The sequence below is a fragment of the Desulfobotulus mexicanus genome (genome assembly GCF_006175995.1).
Lineage (GTDB): Bacteria > Desulfobacterota > Desulfobacteria > Desulfobacterales > ASO4-4 > Desulfobotulus > Desulfobotulus mexicanus.
In genome coordinates this window covers 206,728-222,940 of sequence record NZ_VDMB01000004.1, presented here as the reverse complement: position 1 = coordinate 222,940, position 16,213 = coordinate 206,728, and the positions used below count along the sequence as shown (strand labels likewise).

The following is a 16,213-nucleotide window of genomic DNA, read 5'->3' as shown; positions in this document are numbered from 1 at the left end:
AGCGTACAGTTTGTCCAGTGTTGAGTCGTCAAGAACCAGCACACCCTTTTTCAAAATAACGTGCTGAATTGCTTCATTACGAAGAGCCGATGCTGAAGGCGTAAGCCTGTGAAGAAGTCGATTGATGGAATCATGCGCAGGAGCATTTTTTTGCTCCTGTAAAACTCTCTCAACCTCTGTGCAGGTAAAAATTTTGGGACTTGCTGTCAAAAAAGCCATGTAATCATATTCAGAAAATTTTGGTGGATTCATAATCTTTAAACCTTAAATAGAACCGGTAAAAACATCAACTGCGTAACTCCTAGGTCTTTAAGGTGCTTAATCTTGTTGAATCCAGCAGGCTTCCTGGCTGTTTTTAAAGTCTTTAAGGTCCTTAGGGTCTTTAAGATCTTTAAAGTTTTTAGGGCCCTTAAAGATTTTAATTTTTTTTAAATACGGCGGGCTTCTTGCCAGCCTCTGGTGGGCAACCACAACCATGGAGGATACCCATGACCAAAGAAAAAAAAGGTGCTCCCTTTTTTAAGAAGATATCAATTGAACTTCTGGCTCCGGCAAAGGATCTGGCAGGGGGCAGGGCAGCCATTACCCATGGTGCCGATGCCGTATATATAGGTGCGGACCGCTTCAGTGCCAGAGCCGCCGCATCAAATACCATGGCAGACATTGAAAGCCTCTGTCGTTTTGCCCATGGCTTTAACGCAAAAATTTATCTGGCCCTGAACACGCTTTTGTATGACGATGAGCTTAAAAATGCAAAAACCCTTATCCATGAAGCCTGGAACGCTGGTGTGGACGCTGTTATTTTTCAGGATATGGCCCTTCTGGAGATGGATCTTCCTCCCATTGCCCTCCATGCCAGTACCCAGATGCATAACATGAATCCGAAGCATATTGCTTTTCTGGAAGCAGCAGGAGTTTCCCGTGTGGTTCTGGCAAGGGAGCTGGATCTTGAAGCCATAGGCCGCATCCGTAAAAAAACGAATCTTGACCTTGAGGCCTTTGTGCATGGTGCTTTGTGCGTCAGTCACTCCGGTCGCTGCTGGATGAGCCTTGCCATGGGGGGGAGAAGTGCCAACCGGGGTGTCTGCGGTCAGCCCTGTCGTCTGCCCTGGGATCTCACCGATGAAAAGGGAACGCGCATCAGCAGCGGAAAACATCTGCTTTCTTTGAAGGATATGGATCGTTCGGCAGGTCTTTTGCCCATGCTGGAGGCAGGGGTGAGTTCATTTAAGATCGAAGGACGCCTCAAGGATATCTCTTATGTGAAAAATGTGACGGCCTTCTATAGAAAAAAGCTGGATGCAGCCATGGAAATCTGGGGCAGGGGAGAGAGGGCTTCCCATGGAAATTCTTCCTTCACCTTTACCCCGGATCCGGCAAAGACCTTTCACAGGGGTGGTACGGATTATTTTCTTTACGGAAGACGGGAAAAAATCTGGCAGATGGATACACCAAAGGCCATGGGTGAAAAGCTTTGTCGTATTCAGGGCCTTGAGGGCGGCATTCTTCTTCTGGAAGAGGCCGCGGATCTTGCACCCGGAGACGGACTCTGTTTTCTTGATGCCGCAGGCCTGATGCGGGGCCTTAATGTGAACCGAGTGGAAGGTAAAAAGGTCTGGCCTGCTCCGGGTTCCCTCACGGGTCTCAAGGTTTCCGATGTGGCCGGGTCTTTTTTGTACAGAAATGCGGATATTCGTTTCAGGCGCATGCTGGAATCCGAAAAAAGTGCATCCAGAAAGCTGCCGGTCTCCCTTGTTTTCAGGGAAGGAGAAAAGGATTTTGTCCTTGAAATGAAAGACCTTAGCTCCGGACTCAGTGTGGAGGTTTGTGCAGACTTTGACCTTGAACCCGCAAAGAATCCCTCCACAGTTCAGGAAGCAGTAAGACGGCAGCTGGAAAAACTGGGGGATACGCCCTTTGAGGCAAAGGAAATTCTTGTGGAGACAGGCCCCTGGTTTTTCAGGGCTTCGGCCCTCAATGCCCTGCGCCGGGAAGCGGCAGAAAAGCTTGTGCTCCTTTGCCTTGAAAAATATGAAAGGCCCCGAAGGAAACAGGCAGTACAAGGCTTTGACACACAGCCCTATCCAGAAGACTGCCTTGATGCATCCTTTAATGTCAGCAATGCCATGGCAAAGGCCTTTTATGAAAAGCATGGCAGCCCTGTTCAGTCCATGGCCTTTGAAAAAGAAGGCATGTCTCCCGGAACAAGGGTCATGACCAGCCACCACTGCCTGCGCTATGCCTTTCGGGCCTGCCCCCGTCACCACAGGGCAGAGGGAGGAGGCAACTGGCATCTGAAGGGCAGCAGGGCTTCCTTTACCCTTGATTTTGACTGTGCTGACTGCTGTATGCATATTGTTTCAGAAGGGGCTTTGAAGTAATTAGAAACGGAGAGGGCAGAATAAATGAAAAATAAAAATGACAGGTTCTTGATAGAAAGGGTTTCTTGTGAGCAAACAGAAGAGCTGCTGCAAGTTTACCTTGATCTTTTTTATAACCGGGAACCATTGACAAAATGCATTGGTTTCAGCAGGGATAGTCTGTTTTCAATAGCAAAGACGGTATATGGTGGTGAGAGTTACCTTTCTCAGGCGTTCTGCTGGATTGCAAGGATTCCGGCAGAGGGGGGCAGGGTTGCAGGTTTTATTCTCTGTGAAGATCCGGTTGCAGCAGGCCTGCTGCAAAAGCCGGAAAACCTTACCGCGTACGAGACCGAGAGGATTATGGCTGTTTCTGCCCTGCATGAAGAGCTTCTCTATCCCCTGCACCAGATGGCAGGAGCCGGTAAAGGGGCGGGGCTGCACCTTGCTGCGGTTGGAGTTGTACCGGAGTATGAAGGCAGAGGTATTGCGATGCTTCTTATGCAGACTGCGCTTGCGGCTGCCTGTAGTGGTGGCTTTCACTATGTCTTTTCGGAATGTACGGGCATTGGTTCCCGAAAGCTGCACGAGAAATGTGGCTTTGAACATCTCAAGACAATAGCAGTTAAGGATTTTCTTCTGAATGGTGAAGCATCCTTTGAAAACTGCGACGTTGATATCTGTCTCATGGTAAAATATTTCTGCAAAGACTTGCAGTAAAGGTGTTGATCCTGAACCACGCTGTTGCGTAATTGATTGATAACTCTCTTTGATTGCTGTAGGCATTAAAGAGTCTTTATATATGGGCATTCCGATGGAGGTGAAAATGGCTGGCATTTCTTTTTTCAGGGTTTTACTCATATTCAGCGTTTTCTGGCTTCCTTTCAGGTCATCTTATGTTTTTTCTGCCACCATTCACATTGCCACACCGGAGTGGGAAGGCCAGACAACAAAGGATGGCAGCGGTTTATTCTTTGATATGCTGAGAAAAATCTATCAGCCCCATGGAATAGAGATTTCCTGGGAGATTGCATCCTGGAAGCGCTCCATACAGCTTGTGGCGGAAGGCCATGCCGATGCCATACCCACTGTCTGGCGGGATGATGCGGAAGAAGCTGGTCTGAGACTGCCACAGATGCCGCTTTACATTGAATATACCTCTGCCGTTTTTAAAAAGGAGCGTTTTCCTGACTGGCAGGGAGCGGATTCTTTAAAGGGGAGGAGTGCTGTATGGATTAAGGGATACAGTTACGATAAGGACACACCGCTTGAATCGCTGAATTTACAATGGGCTGAAGTTTCAAATCCGGAAATTATGTGGCGTATGCTGGCTGCGGACAGAGTTGATGTTATTATTGATGCCCGTATGGATGTGGAGCATTATATGAATACCCATATGGTGGATACGGTTATTTTTAGAACAGAGCCTCTCTGGGGCCATAAAGCCTATCTGGGTTTTTCCGACAGGGCTTCTTCTGAAAAACTCATGAAGATTTTTGATGAGAGGATAGCGGATATGCTTGCCTCCGGTGAACTTGCTGGTCTTCATAAAAAATGGAAGATGCAGGGGTTTGATGCCCAAGCCTGGACCGCTGAGGGAGAGATGGTGTTTTGCGGACAAGAATAGCTTTTTTAAAAGTATTTGTAATTGTTCAGTAATTTTTATTTAAAAATTCTAATGCTGTAATTTCAGCAGCTTCGTATTATTGTAAATAGCCTGGGTGTCTGTGTATCTGTCTGACAAGTATTGTTCTTGAAAAGTAGTGCTGAAGAGCAGCTCACGCCCTGCTACGGCATCTTGTCATAGAGTAACTTGTGTCATATTCAGAATCATCTTGAGCACAGATAGAGAATTGGTCATTTTTTAAGCATTTGAATTGAAAGAACTAAATTTAAGTTACTCAGAAGTTACGAGTTTATTTAATGACCACCCTTTTTTAGCATATGCCCTCCCTTTCCTGCTGATTCCTTGAAAGTTTTTTCAAAAAATTGAGGGGTGCCCCACTATATGAGCCGCTGACTGTGCTATAGAAAGGACTCTTGCAGACGGTTCATGGGTTTTATCGACTAATAAAAGGAGGGTTCATGGCGACAGATCATTCCGGAGCAAAGGGCAATTTTGATTTTTTGAAAAGCCATGACCCCATTTTTTCTGAGCTGGCCCTGCGTGCGGAAGAGGCCTTTGCCAGCGATCCCAACACCACCCTCATTAAACTTCGTCAGCTGGGCGAAGCCTTTGCTCAGGACATCGCCACCCGCTGCGCCATCCCCTTTGACAATCAGACCACTCAGGCTACCCTTCTTTACAGGCTCCAGCAGGACATGGGCCTTGATCCGCAGATCCGGGAGATCTTCCATACCCTTCGTATCGAGGGCAACAAGGCCACCCACGCCTTCCGCACCTGCCACAGACAGGCCATGGACGGCCTGAAACTGGCCCGGAGCCTTGCGGTCTGGTTCCACAGAAGCTTTGCTAAAAACGCAAAGGATTTCAAGCCCGGCCCCTTTGTTCCTCCCAAAGATCCCAGCCAGCCTTTGCGGGAGCTTCAGGAGGAAATGGAGCAGCTGAAGGCAAGCCTTAAGGATGCCTTTGAAAAGGAAGGTGAAAGCCGAGCCCTTGCAGAACTCATTGCAAGGGAGAAGGAAGAATATGAAGCCCTTGCGGAGCTGATGGATGCGGAAGCCAGAAGCTTTGAGGAAAGGGCGAAGGTGCAGGAGCAAAGGCTTGAAAAGGAAAGGGAAGCCTTTGAAAGCCGCATCAAAAATCTTCAGGAAGCCCTTGAAAAACAAAAAAATGAGAAAACGGACACCCCCGGTCTGAAGGAAATCCGCAAACGCACGGCGCAGGCGGCCAAAAATCTTTCCCTGAACGAGGAGCTGACCCGCATCCTCATTGATGCAAAACTTAAGGAATCAGGATGGGAGGCGGATTCCCAGTCCCTCACCCATGCCCTTGGCGCAAGGCCTGAAAAGGGCAGAAACCTTGCCATTGCGGAATGGCCCTTAAGCGGCGGTCAGCGGGCGGATTATATCCTTTTTGCGGGCCTCATCCCCCTTGCCGTGGTGGAGGCCAAGCGGGAAAACATCAATGTGGCCGCAGCCATCCCTCAGGCAGAACGCTATGCCAGAGCCTTCCGGCCTTCGAAATCCATGCAGCCCCCTTTGGAAAATGGCCCCTGGCCCGACGGTCAGCAGGCTTTTTTCGGTATTCCCTTTGCCTATGCCTGTAACGGCAGGCCCTTTCTTCCCCAGATGGCGGAGCAGTCCGGCACATGGTTCAGGGATCTTCGCAGCCCTTCTTCCATCCGCAGGGCTTTGGAAAACTTCCACAGCCCGTCAGGGCTTCTGGACATGCTGGCCCGAAGCCGCAGGGAGTCCATGGAGTTTTTAAAGAAGGAGCCCTTTGGTTATCTCCGGCTGAGGGAGTATCAGAAGCAGGCCATCACCGCCGTTGAAGAGGCCCTTGGCCGGGGAGACCGGCGCTGCCTTGTGGCCATGGCCACGGGAACGGGCAAGACCCGCACCATCATCGGGCTGATGTACCGTCTTCTCAAGGCCGAGGGTTTTCACCGGATTCTCTTTCTCGTGGATCGCACGGCCCTTGGCGGTCAGGCCATGGATGCCTTTAAGGAAGCCCCGCTGGAGCAGAACCTTTCCCTTTCCCGGGTTTACAACATTGCAGAAATGGGGGACATGGCAGAAGAGGCGGAAACCCGCATTCAGGTGGCAACGGTGCAGGCCATGGTGCGCCGTATTTTCATGGTGGAGACTCCCCCTGCCGTGGACACCTTTGACTGCATCATCGTGGATGAGGCCCACAGGGGCTATACTCTGGATCAGGAGATGGACGAAGGGGAGCTACTCTGCCGGGATGCTTTTCAGTACCAGTCCGCCTACCGCAGGGTGCTGGAATATTTTGATGCCGTTCGCATCGGTCTTACCGCCACCCCGGCCCGGCATACTACAGAAATTTTCGGCAGGCCGGTTTATACCTATTCCTACAGGGAAGCCGTGGCCGAAGACTGGCTCATTGATCACGAGCCGCCCATTCGCTATGAAACCGCACTTACCCGCCATGGCATCCATTTTGAAAAGGGCGAGGTGCAGGCCATCAATATGAAAACCGGGGCCGTGGAGCTGGCGGAGCTGGAGGATGAGCTGGATTTTGATGTGGAATCCTTCAACCGCAGGGTCATCACCGAAGGCTTCAACCGGGTGATCTGCGGGGAACTGGCCAAAGAGCTGGACCCCTTCGGCGATGAAAAGACCATGATCTTCTGCGCCACCCAGAACCATGCGGAAATGGTAAAACGACTTCTGGATGAGGCTTTTTCTGAAAAGTACAACGGCGATTACAATGAGGCCAGCGTCCGCATCATCACGGGCCGGACGGATAAGGTGGATCAGGTGATCCGCCTCTATAAAAACGAACGCTACCCCGTTGTGGCCATTACCGTGGATCTTCTCACTACTGGCATTGATGTGCCGCCCATCTGCCATCTGGTTTTTCTCCGCAGGGTGCGCTCCCGTATTCTCTTTGAGCAGATGATGGGCCGGGCCACCCGTCGCTGTGATGCCATCGGTAAAACGGTTTTCCGTGTCTATGATCCCGTGGGCATCTATGCGGCTCTGGAAAAGGTCACGGACATGAAGCCTCTTGTGAAAAATCCCGGCATCACCATCGCCCAGCTTCTGGATGAAATCAGTGATGCGCCCCGTCTGAAGGAGGCCCTTGAGCAGCCCGGAGAAAGGAAGGGCAGCCCCGCCACCCATGCCCATGATGTGCTGGATCAGCTCAGTCAGAAGCTCATGCGGGTGATGCGAAAGGCGGAAAAAAAGGCCGAAACCAGACCTGAAATGCGGGAAAAACTGGCGGAGCTGGAAAAAAGCTGGGGATGCGCCACGGAGGAAATGCCCCGCTTTCTGAGGGAGCTGGGGCCGGAAAAGGCTTCGGATTTTATCCGCAGCCAGCCGGGTTTTCTCAGGCAGGTGGAAGAGGTGCAGGCCATTTTGGGAAGTTATGTAAGGCCTCTTATCTATGAAGGGGCAGACGAGCTTCTGGAGCGCAGCCAGACCTGGGGAGAACATGGCAGGCCGGAGGATTATCTCGATGCCTTCACCCGCTTCATCCGGGAGGAGGTGAACCGCAATGCCGCCCTCATGGCCGTTGTTAATCGGCCAAAGGATCTGACCCGCTCCTCCCTCAAGGAGATCCGGCTCTTCCTTGATGGAGCAGGTTTTCCCGAAGCCCATCTGCGCAAGGCCTGGGCCAGCCGCACCAACGAGGACATCGCCGCCAGCGTTATTGGCTTTATCCGTCAGGCCGCCCTTGGAGAAGCCCTTGTGCCCTTTGAAACCCGTGTGCATAACGCCCTTCAGCGCATCCTCGCCATGCATGAATGGTCAGGCGTACAGAAACAGTGGTTGAAACGGCTGGCCGTCCAGCTCTCCCATGAGGTGGTGGTGGATGCGGAGTTCATCAACCGGGTCTTTGCTGCCCACGGCGGCGTGAAGCGCTTCGATAAGGTGCTGGACAACAGACTGGATGCCGTGCTGGAAACCTTCAGCGAAGAACTCTGGCAGGCGGGCTGAAGCAATCAGGCCCGTAAACAGTGGCAGAAATCAAAACAGAAACAGAGGAAAATCCCATGAAAAAATTACCCGTTGGTATTCAGAGTTTTGAGGCCATGCGTTCGGAGCCCCACTATTATGTCGATAAGACCCGCTTTGTTAAAACGCTCATGGATTCAGGGAAGTACTATTTTCTTTCACGGCCAAGGCGTTTTGGCAAAAGCCTTTTTGTGGATACTCTGCGTCAGGCATTTTTAGCCAAAAAAGAGTATTTCCAAGGCCTCTACCTTGAGCACAACTGGGACTGGAGTACCTCTTATCCTGTCATTCACATCAGCTTTGGCAGCGGTGTTCTCCACAGCCTTGAAGAGCTTGCTGTAAAAATGGAATCCATTCTCATGGATATCCGCAATGAGCACGGCATTGACTATGAAAAGCTGTCTGTTAATGATCGTTTTATGGAAGCCATTGTCAAAATTGCCAGAAAATATGGGCAGAAGGTTGTGGTCCTCATCGATGAATACGACAAGCCTATCCTTGATAATATTGCCAATAAAAGCCTTGCCATAGAAATCAGAGAAAAGCTGAAAAACCTCTATTCCGTTTTAAAGGACGCGGATGTTCACCTGAAATTTGTTTTTATTACGGGGGTGAGCAAGTTTTCCAAGGTTTCCCTTTTTAGCGGTCTCAACAACCTTCAGGATATGACCATGAATCCGGCCTGTGCCACCCTCTGCGGTTATACCCAGAAGGAGCTTGAAATGGTCTTTGCGGATCAGCTTGAAGGCCTTGATAAGGACAGAATCCGCCAGTGGTACAACGGCTATGCCTGGCTTGGGGAAAGGGTATACAATCCCTTTGATATCCTTCTTTATTTCAGTGAAAGACAGTTTCGATCCTTCTGGTTTGAAACGGGAACACCCCGTTTTCTCATTACCCTTCTCATGGAAAGGCATTACAGCATTCCTTCCATTGAGCAGCTTTACCTTGGCGAAGAGCTGATCGACAGTTTTGATGTGGATCGCATCCGTGTGGAAACCCTGCTGTTTCAGGCGGGTTATCTCACCATAGAGCGGATGGACGAAGACATGGTGGGCCGCAGAACCTACCAGCTTGCCTACCCGAATATGGAGGTAAAAAGCAGCCTTAATCGCTGGATCTTAAATGAGCTGGTGGAGGATGTGGTGGCCAAAAGTGCCAATGAGACCTCCCTGATACGGGCCATACAGACAAAATCCTTTAATGATTTAAGGGATATTTTCCACCGGTTTTTTGCTTCCATCCCCCACGACTGGTACAGAAAAAATGAGCTTTCGGGATACGAGGGCTATTATGCCAGTATTTTTTACTGCTACTTTGCCGCCTGCGGGTTTGAGATCCGCACCGAAGATGCAACCAACCATGGTCGCATGGATTTAAGCCTCTTTTATGATGCTATCTGCTGCATTTTTGAATTTAAGGTGTTGGAAAATTCAAAAGAAGGCAGTGCCATGGCCCAGCTTAAAGACAGAAAATACCATGAAAAATATCAGGGTTCCGGCAGGGAAATTTATCTTGTGGCCGTTGAGTTTTCTAAAAAAGACAGAAATATTGAAAATTTTGAAGTGGAAAAAGTTTCGTAATTATTATGAAGTTTTTTCCACGCACTCTGACCGGTGGCTCCGAGAGCCTCAGCCACCGGGAGAAGCCCCCAAAGCCGCTGGCTGAGGTTCTCGAAGCCAGGGGAGCCTATGGTGAAGTTGCAGGTGCAGACCATCCCGGAGGAAAAAATGAAATACCCCTATGGAATTTCTGATTTTGAAGAAGTCTTATCCAATAATTATTTTTACTGTGATAGAACGGATAAAATCCTTGAGCTTGAAAAGGCCAAATCCCAGCTTTTCATCAGGCCAAGGCGCTTTGGTAAAAGCCTTCTTCTCTCCATGCTGGAAAATTATTATGATCTTGCCAAAAAAGATGCTTTCCAGAAATTATTCGGAAATTTAAAGATTGGTCAAAACCCGACACCCTTGAGAAATTCCTATTTCATTTTAAGGTGGGATTTTTCCTGTGTAGATGCAACGGGAGGCATCAATGATATAAGGCAGTCATTATTTGACCATATCAATGTGAGGATTGAGAATTTTATAAAATACTATCAAATGCATGGGTTTGAGATTCAGGGTGTCCGCATCAGCAGTGAAAACGCCCTTTATTCCATGGAGTCCCTCCTTGGTTCCGTGCAGGCCCATGGTCATGCCGTTTATCTTCTGATTGACGAATACGATAACTTTGCCAACACCCTCCTCATGTCTCCTTCGGGCAAAAAAGAGGATTATGAAAGGCTTGTCAGGGAAGAGGGAATTTTAAGAACGGTTTTCAAGGCCGTAAAGGCCCTGACCTCGGGCACAAAGATTGACAGGGTTTTCATCACAGGAGTTTCCCCAGTTGTTCTGAGTGACATCACAAGCGGCTACAATGTTGCCGAAAGTATTTATTCGGAAGCTGCTGTCAATGATCTCTGCGGGTTCAGGGAAGATGAGATAAGGGACGAAATTGAAAACATCGTGGGGGGAAGCCATCCTGAACGTGGAGAATTGGGGGAAGCGAAAACAGAAGATGCCCTTAATACCATGAGAAGCTTTTACAATGGCTACCTTTTTTCCGTAGATGCCCATGAATTTATTTATAATCCAACCATGTGCCTTTATTTTTTCAAGCAGTTTGCAGGCAAGGGAAGATATCCAAAGCAGATGCTGGATTCCAACCTTTCCACGGATCAGGCCAAGCTCAGCTATATCGCCAGCCTCAACGGGGGCCAGGAGCTGCTTTTGAATCTCATGGAAAAGGAAGACAGCGCTGTCATTGAAAGTGTGGCGCTGTCCTTTGGTATTGAGGATATCCTTTTGGACAGCTCACGGGACAGGCAGTTTCTCACATCCTTCCTGTATTATTTCGGAATCCTTACCATAGCTGAAGAAACACCGGATCTGAAAACAAGGCTGAAAATCCCCAACATGGCGGTCAAGGGCCTGTATGCGGACAAGCTCTGCCACACCCTGCTTCCCGACCCCATGGAAAGGGATGCGGGCAGACTTGCGGCAGAAAAGGTGTTTCAGAAGGGCGACATGCAGCCCCTCTGTGATTTTGTGGAGAAAAAATATTTTAAGGTTTTCAGCAACCGGGATTACATCCTTGCCAATGAGCTGACCCTTAAAACCGCTTTTCTTACCCTTCTTTACAATGACATCATTTTTCTCATGGATTCTGAAACGGAAATCTCCAGAAGATATTCCGACCTCACCATGATCATTCGGCCCGATAAGAGATATGGCAGGGTGTATGATGTTTTGATTGAGTTCAAGTTTGTCAGCCTGAAGGATGCGGGTTTATCCGGTAAAGAGGCGCTGGCTTTAAGCGTGGATGATCTGAAAGCCCTTCCTCCCGTCCGGGAAAAGATGAAGGAGGGAAGGGAACAGGTGGAAGATTACGGTGCAAGGCTTGAAGAAAAATACAAAACCCTGAGACTCCAGAAGTTTGTGGTGACAGCCCTCGGGTTTGATCGGGTGTGTTTTGAAAAGATTGGAGAAGCCCCGCCTTTGCCGGAATAAAAGGGAGGTTTGAGGGTCTGTTAAAAATGATTTTAATTCCTTATGCTCGCCCTCACCCTCCGGGAGAGGGTCGCCTGTCCGGCACACAGGTAGTTAATCAATCACTTAAAACAACAAGCCCTTTCCCGCCTGAGTGCCGGAGGGTGAGGGCCAAAAGGATTTTCCATGACCGCCTCAGATATTGTTCAGAAACTCTGGAACCTCTGCGACGTCCTCCGGGACGACGGCATCAACTATTCCGACTATGTCACAGAACTGGTTCTTCTTCTTTTCCTTAAAATGGAACACGAAAACCGGGACGCAGGCGTGATGAACCACCACGCCATTCCAGAAGGCTGCCGCTGGCCGGATATCTCCTCAAAATCCGGCATCAGCCTTATGATCCACTACCGACAGACCCTTCTGGATCTTTCAAAAAGCGATGATCCCCTCATTGCCGCCATCTACGCCGATGCCCAGACCCGGATGCGGGAACCCCGCCATCTGGAACAGCTCATCCGTGCTCTGGATCAGATCGACTGGTTCAGCGCCCGTGAAGACGGCCTTGGTGACCTCTACGAGGGCCTTCTTGAAAAAAATGCCAGCGAAACCAAGTCCGGCGCAGGCCAGTATTTTACGCCCCGGCCCCTCATCAACTGCATGGTTCGCTGTATGGACCCAAAACCCGGAGAAATCATTCAGGACCCCGCCGCAGGCACCGCAGGTTTTCTCATTGCCGCAGACCGCCACATCAAGGATGCCACGGACGAGCTTTTTGCCCTTCCCGTGGCACAGCAGGAATTTCAGCGCAGACGGGCTTTCACGGGCATTGAGCTGGTTCCCGGCACCCGGAGGCTGGCCCTGATGAACTGTCTTCTGCACAATATGGAAGGCGATGCCGAAGGCGTTGTGCATCTGGGCAACGCTCTGGGGCAGGCCGGACGCAACCTCCCCGATGCAGACCTCATCCTTGCCAATCCGCCCTTTGGCACATCCAAGGGAGGGGAGGCCAGCATCACGAGGGATGACCTCACCTTCCGCACCAGCAACAAGCAGCTTGCCTTTCTTCAGCACATCTACCGGGGTCTGAAACCCGGAGGCCGGGCCGCCGTGGTGCTGCCGGACAATGTACTTTTTGAGGCCGGAGCAGGAACGGACATCCGCCGGGATCTCATGGAAAAATGTACCCTGCACACCCTTCTCCGTCTGCCCACGGGTATTTTCTACGCCCACGGCGTGAAAACCAATGTGCTCTTTTTCACACGGGGAACTGTGGAAAACCCCCGTCAGGAGGAAGGCTGCACAAAAAAGGTCTGGGTCTATGATCTGCGCACCAACATGCCTGCCTTTGGCAAGCGCACGCCCTTTGGTGAAACCCACCTTGCGCCCTTTGAAAGCGTGTACGCCATGCAGCCCAGAAAGGAGGGGGAATGGTCCTTTGGTGCCGAAGAAGCCGAAGCCACGGAAAACTGCATCAATGAGGGCGTGGATCAGGATCTGCGCACCAGCCGCTGGCGTTCCTTTGACCGGGAATGGATACGGGAGAAAAAGGGAGATTCCTTAGACATTACATGGCTCAAGGACAGCGACAGCGTGGATGCGGAAAACCTGCCCGACCCCGATGTGCTGGCTGCCGAAGCCATGGCCGAGCTGACCGAGGCCCTGCGGGAGCTGGACGGACTCATGGAGGCTCTGGGCAAGGGCGATGAGGCTGCTGTGCAGAAGAAACTGCTGGCTGAGGTGCTGGGGATGGGGGATCTATAAATGAAAGATGAGGATTTGCAAGACTGTTGGACGGTAGCAAAAATTGGTGAAATTTGCGATTTGATAAATGGGAGAGCCTTTAAGCCCTCGGAATGGTCACAAAAAGGATTACCAATATTACGCATTCAAAACTTAAACAACCCTAATGCATCATTCAATTACTTTGACGGTAGTTTTGATGATAAGCATAGGGTAAATAATGGGGATTTACTTTTTGCATGGTCGGGTACTCCTGGTACTTCTTTTGGTGCACATATTTGGAAGAGAGAAAATTCTGTTTTAAATCAGCATATTTTTAAAGTTGTATTTGATGAAAATAGCATTAATAAAAGTTTTTTTTGTTATGCAATCAACCAAAAGCTTGATGAGCTAATTCTGAGTGCTCACGGCGGTGTTGGTTTGAGACATATAACAAAGTCAAAATTTGAAAACACAAATATTGTATTGCCTTCATGGTCTGAGCAGAAAGAAATTGCTTCCCGGCTGGACGACCTCCTGACTCGCATCGACCGCCTGAAAACCCGGCTGGATGCCATCCCCCAGATTCTGAAACGCTTCCGTCAGTCCGTCCTTGCCGCCGCCGTAAGTGGCAGGCTGACGGAGGTGGAAAATAAGGACAAAACTAAATGGATATTTGAAAAGATAAGTAGTTTTTGTGAAAGTATATCAGATGGAGATCACCAAGCCCCACCGCGATCGGAAAAGGGCATTCCTTTTTTGGTAATTTCTGATCTCAGCAAAGGTTTTGTGAATTTTGAAAATGTAACTCGTTGGGTACCAAATGAATATTATGAGAGTATTAAAGAGATAAGAAAGCCAAGAAAATATGATATTCTTTATACTGTAACAGGTTCATTTGGTATTTCTGTTGTAGTGAATGATGATAAGGAGTTTTGTTTTCAAAGACATATTGCGCTTTTAAAACCTAAACATGACAAGGTAAATTATAAATTTTTGCAAATATTATTATCATCGCCGGAAGGTTTTCAGCAAGCAAGTACATCTGCAACCGGGACAGCTCAGAAAACAGTCTCTTTGAAGTCTTTACGGAACTTTATTTTTTACTTTCCACCAATACAGGAACAAGACGAAATAGTTCGTCGTGTGGAACAACTCTTTGCCTTCGCAGATCAGATCGAAAACCGGGTCAAAGATGCAAGGGCCAAAGCAGAACACATGACCCCTTCCGTCCTTGCCAGAGCCTTCCGTGGAGAACTCACCGCAGACTGGCGGGAGCAGCATCCGCATCTCATCTCCGGCGAAAACTCCGCCAAAGCCCTGCTGGAAAAAATCCGGTCGCAGAAAGAAAGCCTCAAACCCGCCAAAAAAACCCGTACCCGTTCTACTGATAGGAAAAAGGACTGATTGTCTATTATTGCTTGGAGAGTTCAAGTTTTTGTTGGTCTTTTCGATATGATAATATTTATTTCTTTATATTGTGATTGGAAAAAATGATGATAGATAAAATTATTTTATTAAATGATCAACCTATAGATGGAAGTGAAAGCAGCAGAGAAGATGGTTTGGGATTTTCTACGTATTCTGATATTATTGCAAGTACAATTAAAGGCACTCCCGGCCCGTTCACTATAGGTATTTTTGGCGAATGGGGTACTGGAAAAACAAGCTTGCTAAATCTTATCAAAGATAAGCTGAGTTCAGATTATAATGTTATTCCTGTGTGGTTTAACGCATGGATGTATGAAAAGGAAGAGCATCCACTTTTACCTTTGATTGCAACAATAGTAAAAGAAATTCATAAAAGTAATGATTTTTGGAGAGATATGGGTGAAAGAAAAGATGGTGTTTTAAATGCTTTAAAGTCAGTTGCTTATGGTTTTTCTGCAAGTACTAAATTAAAAGTACCTGGCTTTGCTGAAATTGAAGCAGGTTTTGTTGCAAAGGATATGATTGAGCGCAATCAAATTATCTCTTCTGATCCTCTTTTGGATAAATCAATATATTATAATTCTTTTGATAGGCTATCTTCAATTAATCTTTTAAAAAATAGAAGAATTGTAATTTTTATTGATGATTTAGATAGATGTTTTCCTGATAAAGCTATAAAATTACTGGAAAGTATTAAGTTGGTTCTCTTCCAGAAAGGATTTGTTTTTGTGTTGGGAGTTGCTCGCCAGGTAATCGAAGGATATCTGAGTCATAAGTATAAAAATGATTTTGGTCTTGAGCAGTTCGAAGGTCAAAAGTATTTAGATAAAATAGTTCAACTTTCTTTTCCTATACCACCACATACCCAGCGAGCTAAAGATTTTTTGGCTGTCTTGACAAATCAGCTTAATGATAATGATTCTAAGGCTTTAAGCCCTATTCTTCCTATCGTTGGAGCTGCTTGTGCGTATAATCCTAGGGGCATAGTTCGTTTTATAAATAACTTATTGATTGATCGTGCAATAAGCAATGTTCTTTTTTCAGATTCAGAGAATATTCCAATAGGTTTTTTTGCTGTTACTAGAGGACTGCAACAAAGATGGATAGATGTTTATGAACTTTTAATATCGTCAGAAGATCTTTGTCAAAAAATAGCTGAAATAGAAAGGCACTCTTTGGCTGATGAAGATATGGGCAAAAATGATTCTTTTTCAGTTATTATTTTTGAGTTGTCGAAAGATAAAGATTTGCAGGATTTTATATTTACTAAAGAAGGCAATGAATGGCTAACAAATAGTGGGTTTAGGAATTTTGCTATAGACTTTTTAAAGACGCAGAGACAGCAAGGTGAAGAAGATAAGCTTTATGAGCATTCTCCACATTGTCGAGTGTATGAACTTGCGAAAGAGTTAAATATGACAAATAAAGTATTGCTAGATAAGTTAGGTGGAATTGGAGTAGAGGTTAGATCTCATATGTCTATGTTAACTAAAGACGAGTATGAAAATATAATCAATCATGTAAAAAATAGTCGGACTAATCTTACTTGATGGAGAAAAC

10 protein-coding genes and 1 pseudogene are annotated in these 16,213 nt (G+C 47.8%); 10 read left to right on the top strand and 1 reads right to left on the bottom strand.

Annotated features, from left to right (window positions below; all coding sequences use genetic code 11):
- A pseudogene (locus FIM25_RS17030) lies at nucleotides 1–252 on the bottom strand (IS701 family transposase); the annotation flags it as partial.
- 236 nt (nucleotides 253–488) lie between these two features.
- On the opposite strand from FIM25_RS17030, the gene FIM25_RS05335 reads away from it, so the two are divergent.
- The 10 genes from FIM25_RS05335 (at nucleotide 489) to FIM25_RS05295 (ending at nucleotide 16,203) form a co-directional block, all read left to right on the top strand.
- A complete protein-coding gene (locus FIM25_RS05335; RefSeq protein ID WP_139447059.1) occupies nucleotides 489–2,381 on the top strand; it encodes a peptidase U32 family protein in 1,893 nt (630 codons plus the stop codon).
- A gap of 126 nt (nucleotides 2,382–2,507) precedes the next feature.
- The gene (locus tag FIM25_RS05330) at nucleotides 2,508–3,080 is read left to right on the top strand and encodes a GNAT family N-acetyltransferase (protein WP_179953182.1); all 573 of its coding nucleotides are present in this window, start codon (nucleotides 2,508–2,510) and stop codon (nucleotides 3,078–3,080) included.
- A 106-nt stretch (nucleotides 3,081–3,186) separates the two neighbouring features.
- On the top strand, nucleotides 3,187–3,987 hold the full coding sequence (locus tag FIM25_RS05325) for a substrate-binding periplasmic protein (RefSeq protein WP_179953181.1): 801 nt from the start codon (nucleotides 3,187–3,189) through the stop codon (nucleotides 3,985–3,987).
- A gap of 458 nt (nucleotides 3,988–4,445) precedes the next feature.
- Nucleotides 4,446–7,952, top strand: a complete 3,507-nt coding sequence (hsdR, locus tag FIM25_RS05320; RefSeq protein WP_139447053.1) for a type I restriction-modification system endonuclease — start codon at nucleotides 4,446–4,448, stop codon at nucleotides 7,950–7,952.
- A 56-nt stretch (nucleotides 7,953–8,008) separates the two neighbouring features.
- Nucleotides 8,009–9,553, top strand: coding sequence for an ATP-binding protein (locus FIM25_RS05315; protein WP_139447051.1), 1,545 nt, complete (start codon nucleotides 8,009–8,011; stop codon nucleotides 9,551–9,553).
- 5 nt (nucleotides 9,554–9,558) lie between these two features.
- Nucleotides 9,559–9,726, top strand: a complete 168-nt coding sequence (locus tag FIM25_RS17025; protein ID WP_179953180.1) for a hypothetical protein — start codon at nucleotides 9,559–9,561, stop codon at nucleotides 9,724–9,726.
- Entirely contained in the window at nucleotides 9,701–11,521 is a 1,821-nt protein-coding gene (locus tag FIM25_RS05310) for an AAA family ATPase (protein WP_139447049.1), read from the top strand. The genes FIM25_RS17025 and FIM25_RS05310 overlap by 26 nt, the downstream gene beginning before the upstream one ends.
- A 165-nt stretch (nucleotides 11,522–11,686) precedes the next feature.
- A complete protein-coding gene (locus tag FIM25_RS05305) occupies nucleotides 11,687–13,264 on the top strand; it encodes a class I SAM-dependent DNA methyltransferase (RefSeq protein WP_139447047.1) in 1,578 nt (525 codons plus the stop codon).
- Nucleotides 13,265–14,629 (top strand): restriction endonuclease subunit S, encoded by a 1,365-nt coding sequence (locus tag FIM25_RS05300; protein WP_139447045.1) that lies wholly within the window; start codon nucleotides 13,265–13,267, stop codon nucleotides 14,627–14,629.
- Between the two features lie 89 nt (nucleotides 14,630–14,718).
- Nucleotides 14,719–16,203 carry a translation initiation factor IF-2 N-terminal domain-containing protein gene (locus tag FIM25_RS05295; RefSeq protein ID WP_179953179.1) on the top strand — a complete coding sequence of 495 codons (1,485 nt, stop codon included), beginning with the start codon at nucleotides 14,719–14,721 and terminating at the stop codon, nucleotides 16,201–16,203.
- Nucleotides 16,204–16,213 lie beyond the last annotated feature (10 nt).

Coding starts and splice junctions, on each gene's coding strand:
- FIM25_RS05335 (WP_139447059.1), top strand. CDS start 489: ATGACCAAAGAAAAAAAAGGTGCTCCCTTTTTTAAGAAGATATCAATT.
- FIM25_RS05325 (WP_179953181.1), top strand. CDS start 3,187: ATGGCTGGCATTTCTTTTTTCAGGGTTTTACTCATATTCAGCGTTTTC.
- hsdR (WP_139447053.1), top strand. CDS start 4,446: ATGGCGACAGATCATTCCGGAGCAAAGGGCAATTTTGATTTTTTGAAA.
- FIM25_RS05315 (WP_139447051.1), top strand. CDS start 8,009: ATGAAAAAATTACCCGTTGGTATTCAGAGTTTTGAGGCCATGCGTTCG.
- FIM25_RS17025 (WP_179953180.1), top strand. CDS start 9,559: ATGAAGTTTTTTCCACGCACTCTGACCGGTGGCTCCGAGAGCCTCAGC.
- FIM25_RS05310 (WP_139447049.1), top strand. CDS start 9,701: ATGAAATACCCCTATGGAATTTCTGATTTTGAAGAAGTCTTATCCAAT.
- FIM25_RS05305 (WP_139447047.1), top strand. CDS start 11,687: ATGACCGCCTCAGATATTGTTCAGAAACTCTGGAACCTCTGCGACGTC.
- FIM25_RS05300 (WP_139447045.1), top strand. CDS start 13,265: ATGAAAGATGAGGATTTGCAAGACTGTTGGACGGTAGCAAAAATTGGT.
- FIM25_RS05295 (WP_179953179.1), top strand. CDS start 14,719: ATGATAGATAAAATTATTTTATTAAATGATCAACCTATAGATGGAAGT.